The sequence below is a fragment of the bacterium genome (assembly GCA_040753085.1).
GTDB lineage: Bacteria > UBA9089 > JASEGY01 > JASEGY01 > JASEGY01 > JASEGY01.
In genome coordinates, this window is the sequence record JBFMHI010000173.1 from 1 (window position 1) to 5,909 (window position 5,909).

The window sequence follows — 5,909 nt, forward strand, 5'->3', positions numbered from 1 at the left end:
AGGTGTTTAAAAGTTAGCTAAAATTCCTAAAAAACGGCTTTCTATGCAACCTATAAAAGGAGACGAACCACAATATATTGTGTTCTGTAAGCTTCAAAATCAATATGTGGTGGCTGAGTAGTTACAATCAGAGTTTCGGCCAGTTACGAATAGCCCGCTGGCCACTGGGTGTCGGCTGGCTTAGTGTCCCGCCAACCAGACTACCCGATGCCTGCCAAAAATGGCCGATAAGGATGACTATCATCTGAAATAGAGAGAGGAGGTAGCTTAGATGTCTGATTCAAAGACCCCGTTGTTGGACGAGCTGGAAAAGGGTCCCTGGCCGAGTTTTGTCAAAGAGATTAAAAAGGCGGCCAGAACAAGCCGAAAGGCGAAAGACCTTTTGGGACAGCTTGAGCTTTCTTATAAGGACAAGAAGACCCACTGGAAACACGGGGGTATCGTGGGTGTTAGAGGGTATGGCGGAGGGATTATCGGCCGATTCTCGGATGTGCCTGAAGAATTTCCGGGGGCGGCTCACTTCCATACCGTTCGTGTCAACCAACCCTCAGGTTGGTTCTATACCACCGATGCCTTAAGACAGTTGTGTGACATCTGGGATAAGTATGGTTCTGGTCTGACCAATATGCATGGTTCAACGGGTGACACGGTATTCCTTGGAGCCGGCAGTGATGAGCTGGAGGATATCTTTACCGAGCTTTCTAAGGCAGAATGGGACCTGGGCGGCTCAGGCTCGGATGTGCGGACACCAAGCTGCTGCGTGGGCCCGGCCAGATGTGAGTTTGCCTGTTACGATACGCTGGCCTTGACTTATGATTTGACGATGGCTTATCAGGATGAATTGCACCGGCCGCTTTTCCCTTATAAGTGGAAATTTAAGATGGCCGGCTGCCCCAACGATTGCGTGGCCTCTATTGCCCGGGCTGATTTTTCTATCATTGGCACCTGGCGGGATGAGATCCGCATTGACCAGGCGGCGGTGGCAGAATATGCCGAGAAGGGCCTGGATATCCAGTCTGATGCCATCCGCCGCTGCCCAACCCGGTGTATGAAGTGGGATGGAAATACCTTGAAGATTAACGACCATCAGTGCACCAGATGTATGCACTGTATCAATGTGATGCCGAAGGCCCTTCGGCCGGGCACTGATACCGGCGCGGTTATCTTGATTGGGGCCAAGGCCCCCATTGTCCAGGGGGCCATCCTTTCCTCAGTTCTGGTTCCCTTTATGAAGATTGAGCCGCCCTATGAGGAGCTGAAGGACTTGATTGAAAAGATATGGGAGTTCTGGGATGAGCACGGTGTGGCCAGGGAGAGGATAGGTGAGCTTATCCAGCGGGTAGGCCTGGGCAACTTCCTGGAAGCAATAGATATTGAGCCTTCACCTCAAATGATTACCCAACCAAGGGACAATCCGTATATCTTCTATGAGGAATATTATGCCGAGGAAAAAGAAGGAGGTGAAGCATAATGGCGACTAAAGAAGAGATTAAGGCCAGGAAGACTGACATTGGCCCCCCGCATTATGAAAGGTTTCTTCACCCCATCATCAAGGAGAACTACGGCCAGTGGCAGTATCACGAGATACTAAGACCGGGGGTGATGATGCATGTATCCGAAAGTGGCGCCAAGCTTTATACGGTCCGGGCCGCCTCCCCAAGGCTAATAAGCACTGACTTTATCCGAGCGATATGCCGCTTAGCCGATAAGTACTGCGACGGGTATTTAAGATTTACCAGCCGAAACAACATTGAGTTTCTGCTTAAGAATGAGGCGAATATCGATCCTTTAATAGCGGATTTAAAGGCTGAGGGTACCTTGGTGGGAGGAACGGGCCGATCGATATCGAATATCGTCCACACCCAGGGGTGGGTTCACTGCCACTCATCAGCTACTGATGCCTCTGGTCTGGTCAAGGTGGTTATGGATGAACTGGCTAACCACTTTACAGAAATGGATATGCCTCATAAGTTGAGGATTGCGGTGGCCTGCTGTCTGAACATGTGCGGGGCGGTCCATTGTTCCGACATCGCCCTTTTAGGGGTCCACCGAACACCGCCCCGGATTGATCATGAAAAGCTGCCCAATCTCTGTGAGATTCCAAGCACGGTGGCCTCCTGTCCTAATGCGGCGGTCAGACCAACCTTTATTGACGGCAAGAAGAGTGTAGAGGTCGATGAGGACAGGTGTATGTACTGTGGTAACTGCTATACTGTCTGCCCGGCCATGCCCATTGCTGACCCCTTAAACGATGGTGTCTCTATCTGGGTCGGCGGCAAGGTCTCCAACGCCAGATCAGCCCCCATGTTTACCAAATTAGCCATCCCTTACCTCCCCAATAATCCGCCGAGGTGGCCCGAAGTCACAGAGGCGGTCAAAAATATTGTTGAGGTCTACGTTAAGAATGCCAGAAGTTATGAGCGGATGGGTGAGTGGATCGGAAGGGTCGGCTGGCCTGAGTTTTTTAAATTAACAGGCATTAAGTTCACCAAGTATCACATCGATGACTTTAAGTATGCGGGCACCACTTACCGACGAACGACCCAGATGAGAGGGGTTTAATAATGGGGGATTGCGGTGGAATAGAAGGAAATAAACAATCCGCAATCCGCAATCCGCAATCCGCAATAAAAAAGGGGGGTGACTTAAAAGATGGCCGATGAGATAACGGTAGAACAGTTGGCCGATGATATGTATGATCTGGTGAAAAAGGCTGAGGGGAAGAAAAAGTATAAGCCTAACGATCTCATCAAGGAAGTGATAACCAAATATGGTGATAAGGTCGATAAAAAAGATGGTAAAGAAGCGATAAAATTGCTCATGGATTCTGAAAGATGCGTCTACAGCTACGCGGGCGGGAGTTTCGTAGAGCTGGCCAAATAATTGAACCACGAATGGGCCCGAATAGAAGAAATTGTAACTATTCAGCCACGGATTTACACAGATGAAACACTGATTTTTTGTAAGCGTTCAGCCACTAAGGCACAAACTCGATGCTCGATGCTGGATACTGGATCCTTTACCAGCATCCAGCATCGAAGATCGAGCATCCAGCATCGAACATCGAGCATCGAGCATCCAGCATCCAGCCTCATGGGATGAACGGTTATGAATCGTTTAAATTCAAATGCTCCTGTGATAATATCCCTGGTTATTTTTATGCTTTAACTCATTCTATTTTATCCGTGCTAATCCGTGTTAATCAGTGGCTGAATGGTTACAAGAAATTAACCTCTTCTTCATAACTCGGGGTACCTCGGTTATCGGTTATCGGTAAGGCGTAACCAGTAATCAGTGGCTATTGATCACCGATCACCGATCTTAGTGTGTATTCGTGGCTAATTGAAGGAGGATGCGATGGCGATTGTTCTTAAAAAAAGAAAGAGGAAACTTGGTGTCTGCTTTGTGGGTAAGGCCGGCGTAGAGGTTTCCACGCTGCGGCCTAAGTATACGCTTAAGACCCCCCCTTGCACCTTCACCTGCCCCAGTTCAATAGACATCAGGGGATATTTGACCACCATTGCCCAGTCAGAGAATTATGGCCGGAGTGTTGCGGAGTCCTTAAAGGAGGCGTGGTATATTTTAACGGATAAGAACCCGCTGCCGGCGGTGTGTGGACGGGTCTGTCCCCATCCTTGTGAGACAGAGTGTAACCGGAAGGAAAAGGATGAGGCGGTTTCGATCAACAGTATGGAGCGCTTCATCGGTGACTACGGGATCAAGCATAATCTGGCTCACAAGAGGCTTTATCCTGATACCTACCCCGATAAGGTGGCGGTCATCGGTTCGGGCCCTTCGGGCCTCTCCTGTGCCTACCATTTAGCCAGAAGGGGATACGCCGTCACGCTCTTTGAGGCCTTTGAGAAATCTGGTGGGATGCTTCGCTACGGCATTCCCAGGTATCGTCTGCCGGAAGAGGTCTTAGATGCGGAAGTCCAGAAGATTCTGGACCTGGGTGTGGAGATCAAATACCACACCAGGGTTGGCCAGGATATCTCCTGGGAAGATCTAAGGAACAAGTATAATGCTGTATACGTAGCCATTGGCGCCCATATTGGCTGGAACCTGGGTGTGCCTGGTGAAGATGCCTCCAATGTATTTACCGGCGCTGACTTTCTGCATCGGATCAACTCCAGAAAAGATGACACGCCGCTTGAGGGGTTGAGGCAGGGTAAGAAGGTCATTGTCATTGGCGGCGGAAACAGCGCGATTGATGCCGCCAGGGTCTCAAGGCGGTTTGGAGCCGAGGTGACCATCCTTTATCGAAGGACCCGTAATGAGATGCCGGCCATAGAGCATGAGATTGTGGGGGCTGAAGAGGAAGGGATAGTCTTTGAATTTCTGGCCGCCCCGATTGAGGTCCTGCGGGAGGGAGATAAGGCCATCGGACTTAAGTGCCAGCGAATGGAATTGGGTGAGCCGGATGAGAGCGGCCGGCGAAGACCGGTTCCCATCGAGGGTTCTGAGTTTGAAGTCCCGGCTTCGACTATCATTGCCGCCATCAGCCAGCAGCCTGACTTTACCGGATTAGAAGAACTAAGGAATGAGAAAGGCTGGATTACGGTGGATGATAATGGCCTGACCGAAAGTGAGGGTGTCTATGCCGGCGGTGATGTGACCAACCAGCTTGGTTTAGTCACTGAGGCGATTGGCCTGGGCAGACGGGCAGCCATCAGCATGGATAACTACCTAAGGGAAAGAGAGCCAGCGAAGGTGGCTGAACTTCCAGTGGTTCGCCCTGACAAGATGAATCTCAATTACTATGACCCCCTACCGCGGACACCCACCAGAATTCTGGCCGCCTCTGAACGGATAGGCAACTTCTCGGAGATAGCTTTTACCTGGGATGAGTCGGAGGCCACCGCCGAGTCTAAAAGATGCCTTTCCTGCGGGCTTTGCTATGACTGCGACAATTGCTACAGCTACTGCTCAGACAGCGCCGTAAAGAAACTGTCCAAGGACTTGCCCAGAGGCGAGCACTATGAGTTCGACTTAGTACTTTGTCAAGGCTGCAAAAAGTGTGCCGAGGAATGCCCTTGCGGGTATGTTGATATGCTGTAGCTTCGGATATCCCGAAGGCTTACGAGTTAAGTAACCGTTCACCTCACCACGGAGACACAGAGACACTGAGAAAAATCTAAAATCATTCTCTGTGTCTCCGTGGTGAACGATTACGAAAAAATTTTTCTGGACAAGCGGAGGCATTTTGTGGTATAGTTTTATAGTAACTACTCAGCCTCTATATAGTAGCCTTACCTAGCGAAACCACAACATATTGTGTTTAGGTGTTTAAAAGTTAGCTAAAATTCCTAAAAAACGGCTTTCTATGCAACCTATAAAAGGAGACGAACCACAATATATTGTGTTCTGTAAGCTTCAAAATCAATATGTGGTGGCTGAGTAGTTACGTTTTATAACCGATGGGGAAAAGAAGCGTAAGTGTTTAAGAACAATCCTTTAATCTTTGTGTCTTCGTGTCTTTGTGGCTGAATAGTTACTAAGGAAATAAAGAAATGAAAGAGTCATTAAGATATTTAAATAATGCAAAAGAGATATTAAAAACTATTCCCATTGAGGATAATACTTATCTTGATATTAAGTCTGTCCGAGAAGCTTTTGCAACAGCATATTTAGCCATTCTTGAGGCAATAAATGAATATTTGATTGGAAAAAAGCAAGTTACAAAGAAAGAGCTTCCAAAGTCAGTGGATGGATATAGAGAAGTATTAAGAAAGCATCTGGCTGTTCATAATGGAAAGTTGATGAGGGAATTTGAGATGCTGGGACGGTTCATAACCGTCCAATTTTCTGTGAAACCTTGCGGTTAGTTCATTATCGGCTATAGCATCATCATACCATTTTTTTCTACAAAACTACTTTTCTCGTCTTAACTTCCCCGCAAATATCTC

6 protein-coding genes are annotated in these 5,909 nt (G+C 48.4%); 5 read left to right on the forward strand and 1 reads right to left on the reverse strand.

The window, feature by feature from the left end; all coding sequences use genetic code 11:
* Positions 1-271: 271 nt before the first annotated feature.
* From dsrA to AB1797_12705, 3 genes are all read left to right on the forward strand, one after another.
* Positions 272-1,471, forward strand: coding sequence for a dissimilatory-type sulfite reductase subunit alpha (gene dsrA / locus AB1797_12695; protein ID MEW5768451.1), 1,200 nt, complete (start codon positions 272-274; stop codon positions 1,469-1,471).
* Positions 1,471-2,562, forward strand: coding sequence for a dissimilatory-type sulfite reductase subunit beta (gene dsrB, locus AB1797_12700; GenBank protein ID MEW5768452.1), 1,092 nt, complete (start codon positions 1,471-1,473; stop codon positions 2,560-2,562). The genes dsrA and dsrB overlap by 1 nt, the downstream gene beginning before the upstream one ends.
* A 90-nt stretch (positions 2,563-2,652) precedes the next feature.
* Positions 2,653-2,883 (forward strand): hypothetical protein, encoded by a 231-nt coding sequence (locus AB1797_12705; protein ID MEW5768453.1) that lies wholly within the window; start codon positions 2,653-2,655, stop codon positions 2,881-2,883.
* A 53-nt stretch (positions 2,884-2,936) separates the two neighbouring features.
* On the opposite strand, the gene AB1797_12710 is transcribed toward AB1797_12705, so the two are convergent.
* Entirely contained in the window at positions 2,937-3,095 is a 159-nt protein-coding gene (locus AB1797_12710) for a hypothetical protein (protein ID MEW5768454.1), read from the reverse strand.
* Between the two features lie 262 nt (positions 3,096-3,357).
* Between AB1797_12710 and AB1797_12715 the strand changes: the two genes are divergently transcribed.
* Both AB1797_12715 and AB1797_12720 read left to right on the forward strand, forming a co-directional pair.
* Positions 3,358-5,061 (forward strand): NAD(P)-binding protein, encoded by a 1,704-nt coding sequence (locus AB1797_12715; protein ID MEW5768455.1) that lies wholly within the window; start codon positions 3,358-3,360, stop codon positions 5,059-5,061.
* Positions 5,062-5,513: 452 nt separating this feature from the next.
* Positions 5,514-5,828, forward strand: a complete 315-nt coding sequence (locus AB1797_12720; GenBank protein ID MEW5768456.1) for a DUF5618 family protein — start codon at positions 5,514-5,516, stop codon at positions 5,826-5,828.
* The last annotated feature ends 81 nt before the right edge of the window (positions 5,829-5,909 follow it).